Source organism: Rhizobacter terrae, assembly GCF_003852895.1.
Taxonomy (GTDB): domain Bacteria; phylum Pseudomonadota; class Gammaproteobacteria; order Burkholderiales; family Burkholderiaceae_C; genus Albitalea; species Albitalea terrae.
The window spans coordinates 1-24,033 of sequence record NZ_QUSW01000009.1 but is presented as its reverse complement, the minus strand read 5'-3'; the positions used below and the strand labels follow the sequence as shown (position 1 = coordinate 24,033).

At 69.5% G+C, this 24,033-nt stretch carries 3 protein-coding genes; all 3 read right to left on the bottom strand.

Translation table 11 applies throughout. The annotated features are described in order from the left end of the window. The 3 genes from DZC73_RS25140 to DZC73_RS30780 are packed head-to-tail and all read right to left on the bottom strand — an operon-like array spanning position 1 to position 23,968. Positions 1-12,438: a non-ribosomal peptide synthetase gene (locus DZC73_RS25140; RefSeq protein ID WP_124543135.1), complete on the bottom strand. Its 12,438-nt coding sequence runs from the start codon at positions 12,436-12,438 to the stop codon at positions 1-3. Beyond that, the gene (locus DZC73_RS25135; protein ID WP_124543134.1) at positions 12,435-23,870 is read right to left on the bottom strand and encodes a non-ribosomal peptide synthetase/type I polyketide synthase; all 11,436 of its coding nucleotides are present in this window, start codon (positions 23,868-23,870) and stop codon (positions 12,435-12,437) included. Before DZC73_RS25135 ends, DZC73_RS25140 begins: the two co-directional genes overlap by 4 nt. Next, positions 23,867-23,968 (bottom strand): hypothetical protein, encoded by a 102-nt coding sequence (locus DZC73_RS30780; RefSeq protein WP_456238447.1) that lies wholly within the window; start codon positions 23,966-23,968, stop codon positions 23,867-23,869. The genes DZC73_RS25135 and DZC73_RS30780 overlap by 4 nt, the downstream gene beginning before the upstream one ends. Positions 23,969-24,033 lie beyond the last annotated feature (65 nt).

Here is a 24,033-nt window from a genome sequence, read left to right as displayed (position 1 = left end):
TCACAGAGAGGTTTCAGAAACAGTCGGCCGCGAAGCGGGCACGGACCAGCGCTGGGAATCGAGGCCCGACTTCCACCAGTGCGCCAGCTCATGCACATGCGGCTTCTTGAGGACAGTCATGTGGTTGCCCGGGCCGATCCAGCTCTGCGCGTTGGGCGCCCAGCGCTTCCACAGCGCGAAGCTCTCCTGCTGCGTGCGCCGGTTGGCCTCGGCGTCCATCCGCGTGTCGCTCACGAACACCAGGCGAACCGGCCCTTCGTAGACCGACGCCGGGCGGTAGTTGGTGCGCAGGGCGGTGCCGAAGGTGCGAAGCGGCCCTTGCAGCACGGCGGGCTGCGAGCGCGCCGGCATCAGCCCGGCGCGAACGACTGCGGCATGCAGCACCTGCAGCCGCTGCCCCGCGGCCAGCGTTTCCAGCGCCTGCCGCTCGATGCCCAGCGGACGCTCCGCCGCCAGTTCGAGGATGCCGACCATCTCCATCATCACGTCGATGGCGCTGTACTCGGCGCCGAGCAGGCCGCCATGGGTCTCGGGCGCCTCGCCGTCGATGATGGTCAGTGATGCCACCGGCAGGCCCGCTGCATGCAGGCGCCGCGCCATCTCGAAGACGATCCATCCGCCGAACGAGTGACCGATGAGGTGCACCGGCTCGCGAGGGCTGGCCTTGTGGACGGCGCGCAGGTAGGCACCCGCGGCGGACTCCACGGTGGTGTGCGGCACCAGGCAGCCGTCGAGTCCGCGCGGCTGCAGGCCATGGAACGGCAGCTCCGGATCGAGCGCAGTGGCCAGCGACGTGAAGCCGATCGTGTTGTCACCGGCGCCGGGCACGCAAAACACGGGCGCGGTGCCGCGCCGGCCGGTCTGGATGGCTACTTCAGGCCAGTACGCCGCTTCCTCGGTGGACGCAGCCTTCGCCGTCGCTTGCCCCAGGGCATCGGACACGCTGCGGCCCAGGGCCTTGATGTGCGGGCCCATCATCGATTCGTGGTGGCCGGGCACCGCCACGATGCGAACGCCCTCCTTCGACAGCACCGAGCCCCACTGCAGCAGCGGGTCGCGCCCGGTCTCTTCCTGTGCCACGAAAAGATGGACAGGCATGGAGATGGGCTGCACCTCGTAGCACTGCTGCGCATGGGTGTGGGCCATGAGGCGCGCCACGTAGCGCATGGCCTGGCGAGGCGTGCGTCCGACCAGGTAGTCCGGCAGCACCTCCTTGTGCGCGCAGCGGGTGAACAGCTCCTCGAAGTCCATCTGGTCGGCGGTCTCCGCCAGGCGCGCGATCGCGCGGCGCTTGAGCGCCGACTTGAGCATGCGCTGCACCGCGCTCAGCGTGGACTTCCGGTCGTCTTCGCACAGGGCGAGCAGGTCTCGCTGCGGCGTGCGCGGCTCGTGGCGCACCGGCTCGGCGCCCACGGCCGGGAGCGGGCAGTGGGTGTCGAGCAGGCCGAGGAACTCCACGGTCTCGTCCTGCCCGATGAGCTGGGTCGCGATCTCGTAGGCGATCACGCCGCCGAACGACCAGCCCGCCACGCGGTACGGCCCGGCCGGCTGCGCCTGGCGGATGATCTTCACCAGCCGCGTCGCCATGCTCTCCACCGTGGTCGGCTGGTGGCCGTCCAGCGGTGCGCCCGGCAGGCCGTAGATCGGCACATCCGCATCGATGTGCTCGCCCAGCGCGGCGAAATACGCGTCCACGCCGTGGTACTCGTGCACGAGGAAGAGCGGCCGTTGCGTGCCGCTCGCGCGCACGGCGATCAGTTCCGGCTCCGGGGGCTCCGCCGTCTGGACGAGATGGCCCGCCAGCGCCGTGATGCTCGGGTGGCGAAACAGGTCCACGACCGTGACGCTCAGCCCCGCACGCTTGAGCATGTCCACTGCCTTCACCGCCAGCAGCGAATGGCCGCCCAGTTCGAAGAAGTCGTCGTGGCGGCTCACGCGGCGCAGGTTGAGCACATCTTTCCAGACCTGCTCGATGGTGGTTTCGATCTCGCCCACGGGCGCTTCGTGCAGGCGTGCGGCTTCGGCCCCCTCCTCGGGTGCCGGCAGCGCCTGGCGGTCGAGCTTGCCGTTGGGCGTGAGCGGCAGCGACAGCAGCCGCACGAAGGCGGCCGGCACCATGTACTCCGGCAGGCTGCTGCCCAGGTGCTCGCGCAACGCCGCCGGTGTCGTGCCGGCAGCGTCATCGTGCGTCGTGTAGTAGGCCACGAGGCGGCGATCGCCGGCTTTGTCTTCGCGCATTGCCACCACGGCCTGGCGGACCGCGGGGTGCTGCGCCAGGCGGCTTTCGATTTCACCCAGCTCAATGCGGAAGCCGCGGATCTTCACCTGGAAGTCGTTGCGGCCGATGAACTCGATGCGGCCATCGGACAGGTAGCGTGCCAGGTCGCCGGTCTTGTACATGCGCTCCTGCCCGCCGGGCGAGAACGGGTCCGGCAGGAAGCGTTCATGGGTGAGTTCCGGCCGGTTCAGGTAGCCCCTGGCCACGCCATGCCCGCCGATGAAGAGTTCGCCCGCGGCCCCCGTGGGCACGGGCAGTCCGTGCGCATCCAGCAGGTAGATCTGCGTGTTGGCGATGGGGCGGCCAATGGACATGGACACGCCGGCGGCATCCACACCGTAGTCGGTCACTTCGCAGGCACTCGACCAGATGGTGGTCTCGGTGGGTCCGTAGACGTTCCACAGGCGGGCCACGCGCTGCACCAGGCGCTGGGCCAGGTCGGCGGGCAAAGCCTCGCCGCCGCACAAGGCCTTCAGCTCGGCGGCACCGTCCCACCCTGAGTCGAGCAGCATGCGCCAGGTCGTGGGCGTGGCCTGGGCCAGCGTGATGCCCTGCCGCTCGATCAGTGCAGCCAGGCGCGAGGGATCGAGTCCGTCCTCGCGATCGGCCAGCACGATGGCGGCGCCACTGATCAGCGGCAGGAAGAGTTCGAGGCCGGCAATGTCGAAGGCGAGTGTCGTGAGCGCCAGCACGCGGTCTGCATGCTCGACGTCGACCAGTTCGCGCATCGACCACAGGTGGTTGACGACGCCCCGGTGCTCCACCATCACGCCCTTGGGCCGGCCTGTCGAGCCCGAGGTGTAGATGACGTAGGCCAGGTGGCGCGGCGTCAGCCCTGCCATGAGCGGGTTCGGGTTGCTGGCGGGCTGCTCGGTCCACGGCTGAGGACTGTCCATGTCCAACACAGCGGCCACCGGCGCCTGCCGCATCAGCAGCGAACGCAGCGGACTTGCCACCGCATCGCCGACCGCCGCATGCGTGAGCAGCACGACGGGAGCTGCGTCCTCGCACATCGCCAGCAGCCGGTCGCCCGGGTAGGCCGGGTCCAGCGGCAGGTAGGCCCCGCCCGCCTTGAGGATGGCGAGCAGGCCCACCACCATGTCCAGGCCCCGTTCCAGGCACACGCCGACGCGGGTGTCGGCCCGTACCCCCAGGGCGCGCAAATGGTGGGCGAGCTGATTGGCGCGAGTGTTCAGCTCGCCATAGGTCAGCGAGGCCGAGCCATGCACGAGCGCAGGGGCGTTCGGCCAGGCAGCAGCATGCGCCTCGAACAGTTCGTGGATGCAGCGCTCTTCCGGATAGGCCTGCGAGGTGTCGTTCCACTGCGTCACCAGCCGATGGCGCTCGCAGGGACCCAGCAGGTCTTGCCGGCACAACGGCACGGGCTCGTCTGCGGCGATCAGGCGCAGTGCGCTGCGCAGGTACTCGAGGTGGCGCTCGATGGTGGCCTGGTCGAACAGGGCACTCGCGTATTCGATGCCACCCGCGATGCACGGTCCGGCCTCGCCCAGGCTCAGCGAGAGGTCGAACTGCGCCATGGCCTGTCCGCTGCCCAGCAGCGTCACGGTGAGGCCAGGCAGCGCGAGATCCTGGGCGTCGTTGTTCTGCCAGGTGAGCATGGCCTGGAAGACCGGGCTGTGCGACAGGCTGCGCGGCGCATTCACGAGCTCGACCACTTGCTCGAACGGCAGGTCCTGGTGCTGCTGTGACTCGATGGCGGTGAGCTTCACCTGCTGCAGCAGCTCAGCCGCAGTCGGCTCGCCCGAGAGGTCCACGCGCAAGGCCAGGGTGTTGGCGAAGTAGCCGATCAGCGGCTCGAATTCGCTGCGCGTGCGGTTGGCGATCGGCGTGCCGATGACGACGTCGCTCTGCCCCGACAAGCGCCCCAGCACCACCGACCACGCCGCCAGCAGCGTCATGAACAAGGTGGTGCCGTGGCGTTCGCTGGCGGCCTTGAGTCCGGCCGTGAGGGACTCATCCAGCACGAAGCCCACCACGCCGCCGGCATGGTCCTGGTGCGGTGGGCGCGGCCGGTCGGTTGGCAGTTCGAGCAGCGCAGGTGCGCCTTGCAGCTTGCGGCTCCAGTAGTCGGACTGGGCCTGCAGCACGTCGCCGCTGAGCCATTGGCGCTGCCAGGCGGCAAAGTCGGCGTATTGCAGCGGCAATGCCGGCAGCGGGTCAGGCGGCCCCGCGGCATAGGCCTGGTACAGCGCGTTGAGTTCGCCCACGAACACGCCCATGGACCAGCCGTCGAAGACGATGTGGTGCATGGTGATGAGGAGGACGTGGCGCGTGTCGCCGAGCCTGACCAGCCGCCCGCGCACGGCCGGCGCGGCCTCCAGGTCGAAGGCGGCCTGGGCTTCCTCGGCCGCCAGGCGTTCCAGCAGTGTCTCGGCCTGTGCTTCATGCGACAGGTCCTGCACCTGAAGCGCGAAGCCGTGGTCCGCCGGCGCGATGCGCTGCACCGGTTCTCCCTCGTGAGACACGAAGGTCGTGCGCAGCACCTCGTGGCGCGCCACGATGCGGTCCAGCGCATGGCGCAGCGCCTGTTCGTCCAGCAGCCCGTCGAGCTGCAGCGCGGCGGGCATGTGGTAGGCCTGCGATGCGCCTTCGAGCTTCGCGAGGAACCACATGCGCTGCTGGCCGAAGGACAGAGGCAGGGGCTTGTCGCGCGGCGCCTGCATGATGGCCGGGCCACCGGCAGACGAGGCCCGGCGCATGGCCGCGGCCAGTTCGAGAAGCACGGAATGCTCGAAGATCTCGGATACCGCCAGCTCGACGTTCATCGTGCGGCGCAGTCGCGATGCGAGCTTGACCGCCAGAAGGGAGTGGCCGCCCAGCTTGAAGAAGTCGTCGTGGCGACTCACGCGGTCGAGCCCCAGCAGCTCGCCCCACAGACTGGCGATCGCGGCCTCCGACTCATCGGCCGGCGGCTCGAACCCTGTGGGCGCGAGCGCATTCTTCCGCGGCTGCGGCAAGGCCTTGCGATCGATCTTGCCGTTCGGGCTCAGCGGGAGCTCATCGAGCGCGACGACATGGGCGGGCACCATGTGTGCTGGCAGCGCAGCGCTGGCCCAGTCACTCAGGTCGCGCACGAGGCCGTCTTCGGTGCTCCACGATCTCGGCAGCGTCGACGCTTCGGCCTCCACGCGTACCGGGGTTCGCACCGCATAGACGTTGTGCAGCGACGTGCTCTGCAGCATCGGGTCCTGCTCATGGTGAACCTTGTAGCCCTTGTCCGACAGCAGCGTGCAAACGTGTTGCAAGCGCCCGTCCACGTCGTGCACCTCGATCACCAGCTGGCGGATCTTCGGCCAGTCGGCATCTCCGATGCCGCGCAGCACCAGCAGCTCGCCGTTCTCGACGTCGACCTTGAGCAGGTCGATGCGCTCCACGCCTTCTTCGCGGATCACCTCCGACAGCGTGCGAAGCTGGCAGGTGAAATCCTGCGTGCCCAGGCGAGCCTCGATCAACTCGTCCACCGAGGGCTCCGGCGTGTTGGCGAGGTCGGTGTCGCCCGCTGATTTCCGCTCGTTCTCGATGAACGTGCGGACCACCTCGCGGGCCTGCTGAGTGGTGGTGAGGCTGCTCGACAGCGCGGTGTTGTGCGGATAGAACTGGAACACCGCCTCGGCCGACACGTCCGACAGGCCGCAGGCGAACAGCCGCGCGTCCAGCCCGTGCAGTTGTGCGTTCAGGCGCAAGGTGTCGAACACCGGCGGTATCGGCTCGAAGGCGAAGATGCGTGGACGGCGGCACTGCTGCGCAGCGAAGAGCGCGAACATGCCGATGTTGGCGCCGACGTCGAAGATGCAGTCGCCATCGTGCAGCGTCACGCCGTGCTGCAGATAGCCCCGGCGCTCGAAGATTTCCTCGTAGATGAAGTCGGTCTCGCCCTTGTTCTGGTGGAAGACCGGCAAGCCGTTGGGCAGGTCGACACGTCGCTCCAGGACCTGCGGTTCAGCGGCGGCCAGGCGCAGCAACTCGCGCACGGGATGGGCCTGCTCCGAGGGCACGACGTAGGCGACCAACTGTTTGCCCTCATCGCCGTCGCCGTTATCACGCGCGATGACCACCGCCTCGCGCACGCCCTCGTGCTTGCGCAGGCAGGCCTCGATCTCGCCGAGCTCCACCCGCATGCCGCGGATCTTCACCTGGAAGTCGTTGCGTCCGAGGAATTCGATGCACCCATCGGCACGGTAGCGCGCCAGGTCGCCCGTCTTGTACATGCGCTGCCCGGGCTGCCCGAATGGATCGGCCACGAAGCGCTCTTCGCTCAGCTCCGGCCGGTTCAGGTACCCGCGCGCGAGCACCTCGCCCCCCACATGCAAGTGCCCGGCCACCCCCACGGGCACCGGCCGGCCTTGCTCGTCCAGCAGGTACACCCGCGCGTTGTCGATCGGCCGCCCGATCGGCGGGGCGCACTCTTCCCGCGGGTCGCACTCGTGCATCGTCGTGCACACCGTGGATTCGGTGGGACCGTAGGCGTTGATCAACCGCCGCCCGTGCCCCCAGCGCTGGACCAGCGCCGCGCTGGGCGCTTCGCCGGCCACCACCAGCGTGCTCACGCTGTCCAGCGCCGCGTCCTCCAGCGCTGCCAGCACCACCGGCGGCAGCGTCACGTGCGTGATCGCGTCGCGCTGCAGCAGGTCGCCCAGCGTGGTCCCGGCCAGCACCTGCCCCGGTTCGCCCAGGTGCAGCTGGGCTCCCACGCTCAGCGTGGTCACCAGCTCGGACACCCATGCGTCGAAGCTGAAGCTGGCGAACTGCAGCACCCGGCTGATGGGCTCGATCCCGAAGCCGCGCACCTGCGCCTGCGCCAGGTTGCACACCGAGCGGTGCTCCACCATCACGCCCTTGGGCGTCCCGGTGGAACCCGAGGTGTAGATCACGTACGCCAGGCTGGTCGCGCTCGCCCCGGTCTGGCTCGTGGCGATGTCGTGCTCGCTGTCGTTCGCCCAGCGGTGCACATCCTCGCCCAGGTCCAGCATCGGCACATCCAGCGTGTCCTGCAGCCGTGCGCGCACTTCGGCATTCACCTGGCCCTGCGTGAGCACCACCACCGGGGCACTGTCGCGCAGCATGAACGCCAGCCGCTCGGGCGGGTACGCCGGGTCCAGCGGCACGTACGCCCCACCGGCCTTCCACACCGCCAGCACCGCTTCGACCATCTCGAAGCTGCGCTCCACGCACACCGCCACTCGCGTCTCGGGCTTCACCCCCAGCCGCACGAGTTCCCTCGCCAGCCGGTTCGCCCGGGCGTTCAGCGCCTCGTAGCTCAGGCTGTGTTCGCCCTGCACCAATGCCGTCGCCTGCCCTTGCATCGCAGCACGCGCTTCGATCAGCTCGTGCACGCAGCGATCGCGCTCGTACGGCCGACTCGTCTCGTTCCAGCCGACCAGGACTCGCTCGCGCTCTTCCGCCGGCAGCACCTCCTGCTCGCGCACCGCCTGCTTCGGCCGGCTTTCCAGCGCCTGCACCAGGCCCTCCAGCGCCGTCTGCATGTACCGGCACACCTGCTCGGGGGAGATCGGCGTTTGCACGATGGCGCTGAGGCCGAAGTCCTCGCCGAGGTCGTCGACCGTCATCGTGAGCGGGTAGTTGCCGCGTTCCTCGCCGCCAAGGTACGCCATGCCGGACCACGCTTCACGCGTCGCATCGTCCAGCACCGGCGCGGACGCGCTGCCGTGCCGGTAGTTCAGTCCTGCCGTGAAAAGCGGCAGCGGTGCGGCCACGCCGCTGCAGCGCTGGGCGAGCACGAGCGGTGCATGCTCGTGCCGCAGCAGTTGCGCGAGCAGGCGATGCGTGTGCCGGGCGCTCTCCTCCACACCGCGTCCGTCCAGGCGGATGCGCACCGGCAAGGTGTTGATGAACAGTCCCAGCACCCGGTCCGATCCGTCGCCGGACTGCATGCGTCCGAGCAGCACGGTGCTGAACACCACGTCGTCGCGGCCCGATGTCCGTGCCAGCACCTGTGCCCATGCCAGGTGGCAGATGCTCGCCGCGCTGATGCCCAGCGCACGTGCACGTGCCCGCAGTCGCCGCGACAGCGACGGGTCCAGGAGAAGCCTGGCCTCGGCCAGGCTGGATCCATCGCTGTGCACATCGTCGAAGCCGAAGGGCGTGGTGGGTTCATCGACGTCCGCCAGCATCTCGCGGAAGAAGGCTTCATGTTCTTGCCGAGACACGCCCAGGCGGGCCTGCGCCACGAAGTTGCGGAACGGCAGCGGCCGGGGCAGCATGTCTTCTTGCCCGAGCAGGTGGGCTTGAATCTCCTGCTGCACCAGTTCGAGCGTGGTGTGGTCGCCCAGCAGGTGATGTTCCAGCAGCAGCAGCAACCAGCGCTGGTTCACCGGGTCATGGGCAATGCACGCACGCAGCCAGCTGTCCTGGATGTCGAGCCGAAAGCCGCGCGGGTCGAAGCGCGCACGCAACTGGCCGGCAACGTCGCCGTCGGCCGGATCCAGATCGATCTCCTCGATGGGCAGCGGCGCCTGGCGGCGCACCACCTGCACCGGCTCCGGCAGCCCCTGCCACAGCACCACGGTGCGCAGCACGTCATGGCGGTCGATCACCGAGCGCACGGCCTCGAGGTAGGTGTCCAGCCGATCGCGGCTGTCGAAGCCAAGCATGCAATCCTGCAGGTATGGATCGCCCTCCTGCCCCATCAGGTAGTGGAAAAGAATGCCCTCCTGCAAGGGGGCGAGCGGGTAGATGTCTTGCACGTTGGCGGCACCGCCGGGAATGCGCCGCACGATGCGCGCGATGTCCGGCTCGCTCAGCGACACCAGCGTCAGCATGTCCGGCGTGATGTGGCGGCAGTCCGCGGGGATGCGGTTCGCCGGCACCTCGACCTCGCCGCTTTCACCGCCGACGGCAGCCGCCAGCGCGGCGATGGTGGGCGTGAGAAACAGCGAGCGCACGTCGGCCTGCAACCCCGCCTGGCGCATGCGCTCGATGAGCGTGACCGCCAGCAGCGAATGGCCGCCCAGGCTGAAGAAGTCGTCGTGGCGGCCGACACGATCGCGCTTGAGCAACTGGCACCAGATGCCGGCCAGCAAGGTCTCGATCTCGCCGCACGGCGGCTCGTCGCTGCGCACGCCGAAGGCATCGGCATCGGGTGCGGGCAATGCGCGGCGATCGACCTTGCCGCTGGTACCCAGCGGCAGGTTGTCGAGCAGCACATAGGCGCTGGGCACCATGTAGTCGGGCAGCCCGGCGAGCAGGTGCTCGCGCAGCGACTGCGGCGTGGGCCGTTCGTCCACGGCAGTGAAGGTCGCGCAATAGGCCACGAGGCGCTTGTCGCCATGGGCATCGGTGCGCGCGAGCACCAGCGCCTCACGCACCTGCGGGTGCTGCAGCAGCCGGGCCTCCACTTCACCGGGTTCGATGCGAAAGCCCCGGATCTTCAACTGCTCGTCGTTTCGACCGAGGAATTCGATGCTGCCATCCGGCAGGTAGCGGGCCAGGTCACCGGTGCGGTACATGCGGGCCTCGCGCACCGGGCTGAACGGGTCCGCGACCATGCGTTCGGCCGTGAGCTCCGGGCGGTTCCTGTAGCCGCGTGCGACCTGCACACCACCCACCACCAGCTCGCCAGCCACCCCCAGCGGCACCGGCTCGCCGTGCGTGTCCAGGATGTAGATGCTGGTGTTGGCCAGCGGCCGGCCGATGCTGTGGGCACCGATGCCGTCGGCGACCTCGTTGACCGTCACGATCATCGTGGTCTCGGTCGGACCATACGCGTTGAAGAGCCGCGGCCGATGTCCTGTGCGCTTCAGCCACGCATCGATGGCGTGGGCATCGGCAGCCTCGCCGGCGATGATGATGGCCCGCACCGACCCGGCAACCTGCACCGCGGGGTTGTCGGTGAGCTGCTGCCAGAACCGCGTGGGCACGTCGACCACGCTGATGCGTGCGTCCTCGCACAGGGCCCAGAAGGCCCTCGCGCCGGTGAGCCACGCGTCCGTGCGCAGCACCAGCGTGGCGCCGCTGAGCAGGCTGGCCAGCACTTCTTCGATGGACGCATCGAAGCTCGGTGTGGCGAACTGCAGCACGCGGTCGGCCGCGTCGAAGGCGCAGCGCTGGCGCAAGGCACTGATGTAGTTGCACACGCTGCGGTGCTCGACCATCACGCCCTTGGGAGCGCCGGTGGAGCCCGAGGTGTAGATCACGTAGGCCAGCTGCGTGGGGCCGCGGCTGCGGTCGCGCACCGGCAGGTTGTCGTCACGGTCGCCCTGCCATGACGGTGCGTCGGCCTCCATGTCGATCACCGGCACATTCGCACCCAGCATCTCGCGCAGCCGCACGGCCTGTTCGCCATGCGACAGCGCCACCAGCGGCGCGCTGTCGGCCAGCACATGCGCGATGCGCGACGGCGGATCGCTCGGGTCCAGCGGCACGTAGGCCCCGCCGGCTTTCCAGATGGCGAGCAGCGCGGTCACCCATGCGAAGCCGCGCTCCATGCACACGGCCACCGTCGCCTCGGGCGCGACGTCGAGCCTGCGCAGGCGATGCGCCAGCCGGTTGGCGCGTGCGTTGAGCTCGCCGTAGCTGAGCGTGCGGCCTTCGTGTTCGAGCGCGATCGCTTCGGGGTGGCGCCGTGCTTCCTCCTCGAAGAGCTCGTGGATGCAGGACTCGCTGGGAAACGGAGCCTGTGTCTGGTTCCATTCGACGAGCTGCAGCCGCCGCTCCGCCGGGTCGAGCATCGGCAACTGCTCGATGTGCTGTTCGTCGCCGCTCGTCATGCCCACGAGCACGCGGCGCAGGCAGGCCAGGAAGCGTTCGACCGTCGTCCGGTCGAACAGCGCGCTGGCGAACTCCACCTCGCCGACGATGCGTCCGCCGGCTTCGGTGAGGTTGAGCGACAGGTCGAACAAGGACGCGGGCTGTCCCGATGCGACCGGCGTCACTGCGAGGCCGGGCAACCCAAGTTCACCACCGCTGCCGGCGTTCTCCCACGAGAACATCACCTGGAACAACGGGCTGTGCGCGAGGCTGCGAGGCGGCCTGGCGATTTCCACCACCTGCTCGAACGGCAGGTCCTGGTGATGCTGCGCGTCGAGCGAGCGCGCCTTCACGCGCCGCAGCAGCTCGCCCACCGTCGGGTTGCCCGACAGGTCCAGCCGCAGGGCCAGGGTGTTGACGAACAGGCCGATCAGGGGCTCCACCGCCGTGCGCGTGCGGTTGGCCACCGGTGTACCGATGACGAGGTCTGTCTGGCCGGACAGGCGCGCGAGCACCGCCGCCCAGCCTGTGAGCAAGGTCATGAACATGGTCGTGCCGTGCCGCTGGCTGAGCCTGCGGATCGCGCCGACCAGGTCGGCGTCGAGCTCGATGCCCACGCTGTCGCCGTGGGTGTCCTGCTCTGCCGGTCGCGGCCTGTCGGTGGGTAGCGCCAGCAAGGCTGGCGCATCGGACAGCACCTCGCGCCAATACGACTCCTGGGCCTGCAGGACCTGGTCCTGCAGCCATTGCCGCTGCCACACGGCGTAGTCGGCATACTGGATCGCAAGCGGCGGCAGCGGGTCGCGTCCACCGGCACTGAATGCGGCGTACAAGGTGCTCAGCTCGCGGGTCAGCAGCCCCATGGACCAGCCGTCGGACACGATGTGGTGCATGGTGACGAGCAGCACATGCTCCGTGTCGGCCAGCTGGATCAGCCGCCCGCGGATCAGCGGTCCATCCTGCAGGTCGAAGGTCTGCGCCGATTCTTCCTGCGACAGCTGCCTTGCCGCGGCCTGCGGATCTGCCTGCCCGCGAAGGTCATGCTCGGTCAGGGCGAAGCGGCTCTGCGGCGGACCGATGCGCTGCATCGGTTCGTCGCCCTCCAGCGCGAAGGTCGTGCGCAGCGATTCATGCCGCGCGACACACGCATCGAGGGCCCGCCGCAGGGCCGGCTTGTCCAGCGTTCCGCGAAGGGCCAGGCCGCTGTGGATGTGATAGGCCGTGCCCAGGCCACCGATCTGCGCGAGAAACCACATGCGCCGCTGCGCGAAGGACAAAGGCAACGCGCCGCCGCGAGGCACGGCCACGAGCGGCGGCTCCTGCACCTGCGTGGCAGTCCCAGCCAGGGCATGACCCCTGGACTTGAGCTTCTCGAGAAACAAGGCCCGCTGCTGCGCGGAAAGGCTGGAAAACTGCTCGAACAGCTGGCTCATTGCTCACTCTCTCCGTTCACCGGTGTCATGCCCCGCTGGAGGGCGAGTTCGTCGGCCGACATGCGCTGCACTTCCGCCAGCAAGGCCTGCACGCTGTCCATGTCGTCGGCGGCCACGCCCGCGAGCATTTCGTGCGCGACGACCTGCGCGGTCGCAGCGACCGTCGGTGCGTCGATCAACTGGCGCAGAGGCAGCTGCACCGAGAACTGCTGCCGGATGCGCGACGCCAGCTGCGTGGCCAGCAGCGAGTGCCCGCCAAGCTCGAAGAAGTCGTCGTGGATGCCCACGCGCTCGACGCCGAGCAAGGCGCGCCACATGGCCGCGATCGACTCTTCGATGTGGTTGCTGGGCGGCACGTGGTCGTCAGGCAATTCATCGCCGCCCGGCTCGTGCGTCGCAGGGAGCGACTGCGCCGGCGTGGCCTGTGCCGCGCGGCGCAGCGCGAGCAGGCGCTCGACGTCGCGCGTGCACACCGCCACCTCAGGCAGGCCGAGTGCCAGGATGCGCTCGAAGGTCTCGCCGCCTTCCGCCGGCAGCAGGCCGTGCGCCAGGCTGGCGGCCCGATGCAAGGGCGATGCGATGCGCTGCGACGCCGCCGCGGCCATGCCGACCGACTGCCAGGTGTCCCAGTGGATGGACACGGTGAACGGCCCGCCGCGCTGCGCATTGCGCTGCGCGAAGGCATCGAGAAAAGCATTGGCCGCGCCGTAGTCGGTCTCTCCCGCGAACCCGTCGAGCGACGCGAGGGACGAGCACAGGACGAGGAAGTCCAACGCAGCGCCGTGCAGCAATTCATCCAGCACCAGCGTGCCCTTGACCTTGGGATCGAGCACCGCGCCACCGCTGCGCGGGGTCTTCTGCTGGATCAGTTCGCCGCCGGCCACACCGGCCGCATGGATCACCCCATGCAGTGCACCGAAGCGCTCGTGCGTGCGCTCGATCACGGCACGCATCTGGCCGATGTCGGTGACGTCGGCGCATTCGACCGCCAGCTCGCCGCCGAGCGCCTCGAGGGCGAGCAGCTTCTCGATGCGCTCGCTCGTGGCGCCGTCGTGCGCCGACAGCGGCTCCCAGCGTTCGCGCGACGGCAACGGGGTGCGTCCCACCAGCACCACGCGCGCGCGGAACCGGCGCAGCAGGTGCTCGGCCAGCGACAGCCCGACGCCGCCGAGCCCGCCGGTCACGAGGTAGACGCCCTGCTCGCGCAGCCGATGCGAGCGAACCGGCGCATCATCGGCACGCAAGGCTTGCAGCGTGCGCACCCAGCGATGCCGTCCGCGGTAGGCCACCACCGGGGCGTCGTCCGATGCTTCGGCCTGGGCGATCAACTGCTCGGCCAGCACGGATTCGGCGTCGCTGCCCGGCAGCGGCGCCACCACGTCGACGGTCGTGCAACGGATGTTCGGGTACTCGCAGCCGATGACCTGCGACGGGCCCAGCAGCAAGGCCTTCGCCGGCTGCACGGCCTCGTCACCCAGCACGGCATGGAGCTGGTCGCACACGGCATGGATGCGCACCGCCTCACCGGCCCCGCGATGGTCTTCCAGTGCCTGCGCCAACAGCACGAGGCTGTCAAAGCCCATGGACTCGGCACGCTGCAGCTCTTCCATCGCGCTGGCGCCCGCCAGCCGGCCGCCGACGTTCCAGGCGTGGATGACGGTCGACGGCATCGCGCGGTCTGCCGTCAGCTGGCGCAGCAAGGCCCGATAGTCCGCGGGCTGCATCGGATCGATGGTGAATGCGTCGACGCCGACGAGGCGCATGGCGTGGCCGGCGCGCACCGTGATGACACGCGTGCCGCGCGCCTGCAGCAGCTGCGCCACGCGCAATGCCAGGCCGCCTTCGTCCAGGAAGAGAAGCCACGCTGCGTTCGTCCGTGCGTGGGCAGGCGCAGAAACCGGCAGCGTGCTGCGGGTCCATGATGGTTCGTAGAGCCAGTCCGCGGGATCCGACCGCTTGCGGGGCACCGCGTCGGGCAAGGCATCGCGCGATGGCGGATCGATCCAGTGGCGCTCCTTCGCGAAGGCATAGCCCGGCAGCGGCACGCGCCGCCGCGCGCTCGCATGCAGGCCTCGCCAGTCGACGTCCACGCCGGCTGTCCAAAGCTGCCCGAGGCTGGCGAGCACATGGGCGTGGTCGCTCTCCCGATCGCCTTCGTAGCTGCGCTGATGCGCGGCCAGCATGGAACCCAGCACCACAGGCGCCTGGTGCTGCCGCGCCAGCGTGGCCAGGGTGCGGCCGGGGCCGACCTCCAGCAGCAGCGGCTTGTCTTGCGCGAGCAGCAGCGCGATGCCGTCGGAGAAGCGCACGCCTTCACGCAGATGCCGTGCCCAGTAGGCCGGGTCGCAGGCCTCGTCGGCGGTGATCCAGGTACCGGTGAGGTTGGAGACGAAAGGCAGCCGGGGCGCGTGCCGCGGCACCCCGGCCACGCACTCGGCAAAGTCCTTCAGCACCGGCTCCATCATGGACGAGTGGAAGGCGTGCGAGGTGTGCAGCCGCGTGCACTCGATGCCTCGTCCACGCAGGCGTGCCGCCAGCGCGTCGATGGCCTCGCACGTGCCCGACACCACGCAAAGGCGCGGTGCGTTCACGGCCGCCAGGGCGAGCATGCCATCCAGCAGAGGCACCAGTTCGGCAGCCGGCAGGGGCACGCTGAGCATCGCGCCGCGCGGCTGTGCCTGCATCAGCGCGCCGCGCCGCGCAACGAGTGCCAGCGCGTCTTCCAGCGTGAAAACACCCGCCAGGTGAGCCGCGACGTATTCGCCGATGCTGTGGCCGATCATGGCCTGTGGTTTCACGCCCCACGAGGCCCACAACTGCGCCATGGCGTACTCGACGGCGAACAGCGCGGGCTGGGTGAACGCGGTCTCGTTGAGACGCTCGCGGGCCTGTGCCTCGTCCGCCTGTGCGGGGTAGAGCAAGTCCAGCAGGTTCGTTCCGAGGTGCGGCGCGAGCAGCTCGGCGCAGCGCTCCAGCGCCTGGCGGAACACGGGTTCGGTGTCGTACAGGCCCCGGCCCATGTTCACGTGCTGCGCGCCCTGGCCGGTGAACATGAAGACGAGCGTGGGCGGCCGTGCCGGTGCAAGGGCTTCGGCGCGCACGGTGGTGCGCTGCCCGAGCACCCGAACCGCATCGTGGACATCACGCGCGACGACTGCTCGCCGATGCGGCAACGCCTGCCGTCCGAGCTGCAAAGTGAAGGCGATATCCGCCAGGTTGACATCAGGATGCGCCTGCAGGTGCGCTGCGAGCCGCGATGCCCCTTCATCCAGGGCCTGCGCGGTCTGCGCAGAGACGATGAGCAAATGCTCGCCGCGCGCCGCCTCGGTGGGCGCAGCAGGCGGCGCCTCTTCCAGCACGAGATGGACGTTGGTGCCGCCGATGCCGAAGGAGCTCACCCCGGCACGGCGCGGCTGGTCCGCCGGCACTGTCCAGTCGTTCAGCTGCGCGTTGACCTGCAAGGGTCCCCGGGCCCAGTCGATGTGCGGATTCGGCTCCTTGAAGTTCAGGCTCGGCGGCAGTTGCCGATGTTCGAGCGCCAGCACCGTCTTGATGATGCCGGCGATGCCCGCGGCGCTGTCGAGGTGGCCGATGTTGCTCTTCACCGAGCCGATGGCGCAGCGCGCGCCGTCGCGCATCGACGGGCCGAAGACCCTGGCCAGCGCCGCCGCCTCGATCGGGTCGCCCAGCACCGTGCCGGTGCCGTGCGCCTCGACGTAGCCGATGGTCGAAGGATCGACCCCGGCCCGTGCCAGCGCCTGCTGGATCACCTCGACCTGGCCGTCCTCGCTCGGTGCCGTGAAGCCGACCTTCTGCGATCCGTCGTTGTTGACGGCCGAGCCCTTGATGACCGCGTGCACCGTGTCGCCGTCGCGCAGTGCCTCCACCAGCGGCTTGAGGACGACCAGCCCCAGGCCGCTGCCCGGCGTGGTGCCCTGGGCCTTCGCGTCGAAGGGCCGGCAGTGCCCGTCCGGCGAGAGGATGCCGTCGGGCGTGTAGGTGTAGCCGCCATGGCCCAGGGTGAGCGACACGCCGCCGGCGAGTGCCATCTCGCACTCGCCGTTCGCGATGGCCTGGCAGGCCAGGTGCACGGCGACCGCCGACGTGGAGCACGCCGTCTGCACCGACATGGCCGGGCCCCGGAGGTTCAGCCGGTAGGCCACCTGCGAAGCGAGCGAGGCGGCCTGGTTGCCGATGCTCACCTGGTAGGCGCTGGAGATCTCGGCCACGCGCGGATTGCCCAGCAGGTTCTCGGCCAGGTACTGGCTGTTGTCCTGCCCGGCATAGACGCCGATGCGTCCGCCGAAGCGCTGCGGGTCGCAGCCCGCATGCTCCAGCGCGTGCCAGGCGGCTTCGAGGAACAGCCGCTGCTGCGGGTCCATCACCTGCGCATCGCGGGGGTTGAACCGGAAGAAGCGGGCATCGAAACAATCGATGTCATCGATCGATGTGACCTCGGACTTGACGTAGTGCGGGTCGGCCAGTTGTTCTTCAGGAACACCGTGCGCGCGCAGCATGTCGTCGGTCAGGCGCTCGACACTTTCGAGGCCGCGTCTCAGGTTCTGCCAGAACTCGTCGACGTTTCGCGCTCCGGGGAAGCGGCCCGCCATGCCGATCACGGCGATGTCGGTGGTCTCGGCGCGGCGCGGCAGCATTCGCACAGGATGCGCGGTTTCGATGGCCTGTTGAGGCGACAGTTGGGCGGCCTGCGCCGCGACCGTGGTGTGCTTGAACAGGTCGATCAGCGGGAACTGGTGGCCGAAGGCTTCCGACAGCCGGCTGTGCAGCTGGACCATCAGGAGCGAGTGGCCGCCGAGGTCGAAGAAGTTGTCGTCCATCCCCACGTCGGCCGCATGAAGGATGTCTTTCCAGATGCCGGCGACGAGATGCTCGGCCTCGCTGCGTGCGGGCACGTGGGCCGCAGGCGCAGCCCGGGCCGTGCTGTCGGGCGCAGGCAAGGCCTTGCGGTCGAGCTTGCCATTGACGTTGACGGGCAGGCGCTCGAGCACGACATAGGCCGTCGGCACCATCACATCAGGCAGCGCGGCCAGCAGGTGCGCGCGCAAGGTGTCGGGACCCGGCGCGTGTCCGGCTCCCGCACGTGGCGTGACATAGGCCACCAGGCGCTTGTCGCCCGCAATGTCTTCGCGCGCGATCACCGCCGCTTCGCCCACCTGCGGATGCCGTGCGAGCTGAGCCTCGATCTCGCCCAGTTCGATGCGCACGCCGCGGATCTTCACCTGGTGGTCGTTGCGGCCGAGGAACTCGAGATGGCCGTCAGGCAGGTAGCGCACCAGGTCGCCGGTCTTGTACATGCGGGCCTGCGGCCGGTCCGAGAACGGATCCGCCACGAAGCGCTCGGCGGTGAGTTCGGGCCGGTTCAGGTAACCACGCGCGACCAGCGCGCCGCCGATGTGCAACTCGCCCGCCACGCCCAGCGGCACGGGTTGGCCGCGCACATCCAGCACATAGACGCGCGTGTTGGCGATCGGGCGACCGATGGGCACCAGCGTCGCATCGGCCGACGCCGTGCAGCGCGCGACGGTGGCCCACACCGTGTTCTCGGTCGGACCGTATTCATTGTAGAGCACCGCCCGCGGGATCACCCGGGCGGCCTGGGCCACGAGCGACGGCGGGCAGGCCTCGCCCGCCACGATCACCGTGTCCAGGCTGTCCAGTTCATCGCCCCGTGCCTCCGCGAGCAGCACCTGCAGCAACGACGGGACGCACAGCAGGCCGGTGACACCCCAGCCGCGAACCGCCGCGCGCAGCGCCGGCAGCGAGAGTGCGTCCTGCTGGCGCGGCAGGCACAACGTGCCGCCCGAGGCCAGCGTGCCGAACAGCCCGGCCACCGAACTGTCGAAGGCCAGAGACGACAACAGCAGGAAGCGCTCGTAGCGGCCGTACACCTGCAGGCGCGCCGCCTGCGACGCCACCAGCGTGCCGTGCTCCACCATCACCCCCTTGGCGGCGCCGGTGGAGCCGGAGGTGTAGATCACGTAGGCCAGGTGGGCTGGTCCCAGGCCGAGCGCCGCCCTGTCGGGGTTGTGCGCCGGCTCGTCACGCCACCGCGGCGCATCGGCGTGCAGGTCCAGCACCGTGGCCGGCGGCGGTTGCAGGCCATGCGGCAGCCCGCCGCTCACCAGCAAGGCGGACGGGGCGCTGTCTTGCAGCATGTGCTGCAGGCGTTCGGCTGGATACGCAGGGTCCAGCGGCACGTAGGCACCACCGGCCTTGAGCACGGCCAGCACGGCCACCACCATCTCGAAGCCACGCACGAGGCAGACCGCGACGCGGTCCTCGGGCCGGATGCCCAGGCCGATCAGGTGGTGCGCCAGGCGGTTGGCCTGCTCGTTCAGTTCGGCATAGCTGAGCCGGTCGTCACCGTGCAGCACCGCGATGGCCGATGGGGCCTGGGCCGCATGCGCCTCGAACAGCTCGTGGATGCAGGGTCCCTCCGGCCCAGGCAAAGGCAGCCCGGTCGCGTTCCAATCCTCCAGCAACAGGTGGCATTCGGTCGCCGGCAGCACGTTGAGCTTGCCCACCGGCGTGTCGGGTGCGCCCTGCAGCGCTTCGGCCAGTTGCGCCAGCACCTCGTGCATGTAGCCGCACACGCGCATCGGATCGATGGACGCCTGCACCTGCGCCGTCAGTCCGAAACCCGCGTCACCCCAGTCATCCATCGCCAGCGTGAGCGGAAAGTTCGTCCGCTCCTCCCCGCCGAGAAAACTCACGCCCTCCCAAGCCTCGCGAGCCGGCTCGTCGAGCGGCTGCGCAGCGAAGGCGCTGTGGCGGTAGTTCAGCAGCGCACCGAACAAGGGGGTGGGCGACTGCACCGCGCTGCAGCGCTGGGCCAGCGACAGCGGAGCGTGTTCGTGGCGCATCAATTGCGTCAGCAGCTCGTGAGTGCGCAACGCGGCGCGCTTCGCAGTCTCTCGACCCAGGTCGAGCCGGATCGGCAAGGTGTTGATGAACAGGCCCGGGACGCGATCCGCCCCCTCGGCGCCATGCATGCGGCCGAACAGCAAGGTGCCGAAGACCACATCGCTGCGTCCGCAGAGGCTGCCGAGCACGCGTGCAAAGGCAAGGTGGGCAAGGCTCGCCGTGCCGATGCCCAGCGATCGCGCGCACTCGCGCAGCCGGATTGCGAGCGAGCGTTCGACCGTGACCTGTGCCTGCACGATGTCCGAGCCGTCGCCGCGCGTGTCCAGCAGGCCGAAGGGCGCGCTGGGCTCGCTCACGTCACCGAGCATGCCGCGGAAGAAGGCCTCGTGTTCCTCGCGCGCTACGCCCAGGCGGGCTTGCGCGACGAACTCGCGAAATGGAATGGACGCCGCAAGATCTGCTTCGCGCCCCGCCAGGAAGGCCTGCATCTCCTCGCGCAGCACCTCCATCGTGGTGTGGTCGCCGGCCAGGTGATGAAAGCGCAGCAGCGCCACCCAGCGTGCCTGGGCCGCGTCATGCGCCAGGACGACGTGCATGAGCGGCGCGGTCCGGATGTCCAGCCGATGGCGCCGCGTGTCGAAGCGCTCGCGAAGCTGTTCGCCGGCATCACCCGCGGCCGCATCGACTGTCGCCTCCTGCACCACCAGCGGCGCCTGGCGCCACACCACCTGCACGGGTTCGGGCAGCCCTTCCCACATCACCGCGCTGCGGAAGATGTCGTGCCGGTCGACCACCGCCTGCAGGGCGCGCAGGAACTCGTCGGCGCGCGCGCGGGTGTCGAAACCAAACAGCATCGGCGTGAGGTACACGTCGCCGGTTTCGGACATCAGGTGATGGAAGAGCATCCCCTCCTGCAGCGGTGCCAGCGGGTAGATGTCCTGGATGTTGCGCGCGCCGCCCGGCACTGCGTCGACGATGCGCTGGATGGCGGCTTCGTCCAGCGCGACCAGCGGCAGCATGTCGGGCGTGATGTGCTTGCATCCCGCGGCGATGCGGTTGGGCGGCACGCGCGGTGCCTCGTTCGCCTGGCTGCCGGCGATGGCCGCCGCCAGCGAACGCACGGTCGGCTTGGCGAACAGCGTGCGAACATCGGTGCGCAGGCCTTCGCGCCGCAGGCGTTCGACCACGCTGATGGCCAGCAGCGAATGCCCGCCCAGTTCGAAGAAGTGGCCGTCGCGGCCCACGCGCTCCAGCTTGAGCGCCGCGGCCCAGACCTTCGCGATGGCGGCTTCCACCGGCGTGGCCGGCGCTTCATCGTCGCCCCCGGCCAGCGTGGCCAGGTCCGGATGCGGCAGTGCGGCACGGTCGAGCTTGCCGTTGGCCGTGTGCGGGAACTCACCCATCATCACGTACAAGGACGGCACCATGTACTCGGGCAGGCTGTCCAGCAGGTGGGTGCGAAGCTCGTCGGCCGACACCTCGCCTGCCGCCGCAGGAGACGGCGTGTAGTACGCCACCAGCCGCTTGTCGCCCGCCCGCTCGCCGAACGCGACCACCACCGCCTCCCACACCGCGGGGTGCCGTGCGAGGCAGGCCTCGATTTCCTCCAGCTCCACGCGAAAGCCCCGCACCTTGACCTGGAAGTCGTTGCGGCCCAGGAACTGGATGCTGCCGTCGGGCAGATGCCGCCCGAGGTCGCCGGTGCGGTACAGGCGCACGGGTGAATCCTCCAGGCCCGGCACGACGATGAATCGCTCGGCCGTCAGTTCCGGCCGGTTGAGGTAGCCGCGGGCCACGCCCGGGCCGGCGATGTGAATCTCGCCCACCGCCCCGATGGGCACCGGCCGGCGGCGTGCATCGAGCAGGTGGACGCGCATGTTGGCCAGCGGCCGGCCGATGGACAGCGAGGCCAGGTCCCAGCCCGCGGGTTCGTGCAGCGTGGCGTTGATCGTCGTTTCGGTGGGACCGTAGGCATTGGCCAGCGCAGGCCTGTGGCCGGCGCGGGTGAACCAGGCCTTGAGTGCGGCACTGCTGACGGCATCGCCGCCGATGACCACGCGGCGCAGCGTCGCCGGAATGGCCGCCTGGCTGTCTTGCACCAGGTGCTCCCAGAACAGCGTCGGAAGGTCCAGCAGGGTCACGCCATGGCTCGCGCACAGGCTCCAGAACGTCGCAGCGTCGGCCAGCCATTCGGGCGTGCGCAGCACCAGGCTGGCACCGCTGCACAGGCTGCAGAAGATCTCCTCGACGCTCACGTCGAAGGCCAGCCGGTAGAACTGCAGCAGGCGGTCCTGCGGCACCAGGCCGAGGCGCTGCTGCAACGAGCGGATCTGGTTGCACACCGAGCGATGCGGCACCATCACGCCCTTGGGCTCGCCGGTGGAGCCGGAGGTGTAGATCACATAGGCGAGGTGTTCCGGTGTGAGGCCGTCTCGTCCGAGGTCGTCGGCGGGCAGCCCGGCCCACTCGGCGGCATCGGCTTGCACGTCGACGATCCGCAGTCCCTGTCCCAGGGCTTCCTGCACGGCAAGAAGCGCGGCATGCGAGTCGCTGTTGACGAGCACCACGGCGGCTTCGCAGTCCCGGATCATGAGTTCGAGGCGCTGCGACGGGTAGTCCGGGTCGAGCGGCACGTAGGCACCACCGGCCTTGAGCACGGCCAGCAATGCCATCACGGTGTCCATACCCCGTTGCATGCACACGCCCACGCACACGTCGGGTCCCACACCCTGGCTTCGGAGGTGGCGGGCGAGCTGGTTGGCCCGCCCGTTCAATTCGCCGTAGGCCAGGGTGTGGAGGCCGTGCAGCAGCGCCACGGCCCCGGGCTGGCGCCGCGCCTGCGTTTCGACGAGTTCGTGCAGGCAGGGGTCGTCGGCCTGCGGATCATCGGTCTGGTTCCATTGCGCAAGCAGCCGGCGTTCCTCGTCGGGCATCACGTCGATGTCCGACAGCGGGGTCTGCGGCGCGTGTTCCAGCGCATCGACCAGTCGCGCGAGCGCCGTGTGCATGCAGGCGCAGACGCGGTCAGGGTCGATGGGCGGGCGGACCTGCGCCGTGAGCGCGAAGGCCTCGCCGAAATCGTCGACATCCAGGCTGAACGGGTAGTTCGTCCGCTCTTCGCCACCCAGCACCTGCACGCCGGACCATGCGGTCGCGGCCTCGGGCGACGCATCGACGGCCTGGGCGGAATGGCGGTAGTTCAAGAAGGCGCTGAACAAGGGGCGACCGCCGCCGATGGCGCTGCAGCGCTGCGCGATGGCCAGCGGCGCATGTTCATGCCGCAGCAGCCGCGCCAGCAGTGCCTGCGCCTGGGCCACGCCGGCCTGCGCGCCCTGCCCGCCCACGGTGATGCGGATCGGCAAGGTGTTGATGAACATGCCCAGCACGCGGTCGGCGGCGGCGCCGCCTTGCATGCGGCCGAACAGCACCGTGCCGAAGACGACGTCCTCGCGTGCGGAAACCCGCGCCAGGACCATCGCCCAGGCCACGTGGCACAGCGCTGCGGTGCTCACGCCCAGCGTGCGGGCGCGCTCGCGCATGCGGGCCGCCAGCCCCGGCTCGACCACTCGGCGCGCCTCTTCGATCTGCGTGCCGTCGCCTTGCACATCGAGCATGCCGAAGGGTGCGGTCGGCTCGTCCACGTCGCCGAGCATCTTGCGGAAGAAGGCTTCGTGTTCCTCCACCGGCACACCCAGCCGCGCCTGGGCCACGTAGTTGCGAAATGGCATGGGGGCGGCCAGCCGGTCGCTCAGTCCGAGCAGATGGGCCTGCACTTCCTTTTGCAGCCCGTCCAGCGTGGTGTGGTCGGCCACGAGGTGATGGAAGAGCTGCAGCGCCAGCCACCGGTTATTGGGCGCGTCATGCGCGATCACGAGCCGCAGCAGCGGTGCCTCGGTCAGGTCGATGCGGTGATGGCGCGGGTCGTAGCGCTCGCGCAGTTCGGCCGCGGCATCGGCGGCGAGGTCGTGCACCTCGTCCACCCGCAGCGTGGCCTGGCGCCACACCACCTGCACGGGTCGCGACACGCCCTCCCACTCGACCGAGGTGCGCAGGATGTCGTGGCGCTCGACGGCCGCCTGCAGCGCCTCGATGTAGCGCTGCAGCAGGCTGCGGTCGGCGAAGGCGAGCAGCAGGTGCTGCAGGTAGGGGTCGCCCTCCTGCACCATCATGTGGTGAAAGAGAATGCCCTCCTGCAGGGGTGCCAGCTGGTAGATGTCCTGCACGTTGGCCGCGCCGCCGGGCACGCCCGACACGATGAAGTCGATCTCCTCTTGCGTCAGCTCGGCCAGCGGCAGCATCGACGGCGTGATCGCGGTGCATCCGTGCGGAATGCCGTTGGGAGGCACCTCGATCGCGGCAGCGCGCGCTTCGACGGTCTCGCCCGATTGCAGGGCCTCGATCAGCCGCGCCTTGTTCTCGCGCAGCAGCGCCACGACGGCAGGGTCCTTCAGCGCCTGCTTCTTGCCCTGGACGACCAGTTCGCCCTCCTTCACCGCGAGCGACAGGTTCCTGCCGCGGATCTCGGCCAGCAATTCGGACAGGGTCACAACACGATCTCCATCTCTTCGGTGGCGGCGGCAAAGGCCATGAGCGTTGGGGTGGTGAACAAGGCGGCGACGTCGGCGTCGAGGCCTTGTTCGCGCATGCGTTCGATGACGGTGACGGCGAGCAGGGAGTGGCCGCCGAGCTCGAAGAAGTGGTCGTGGCGGC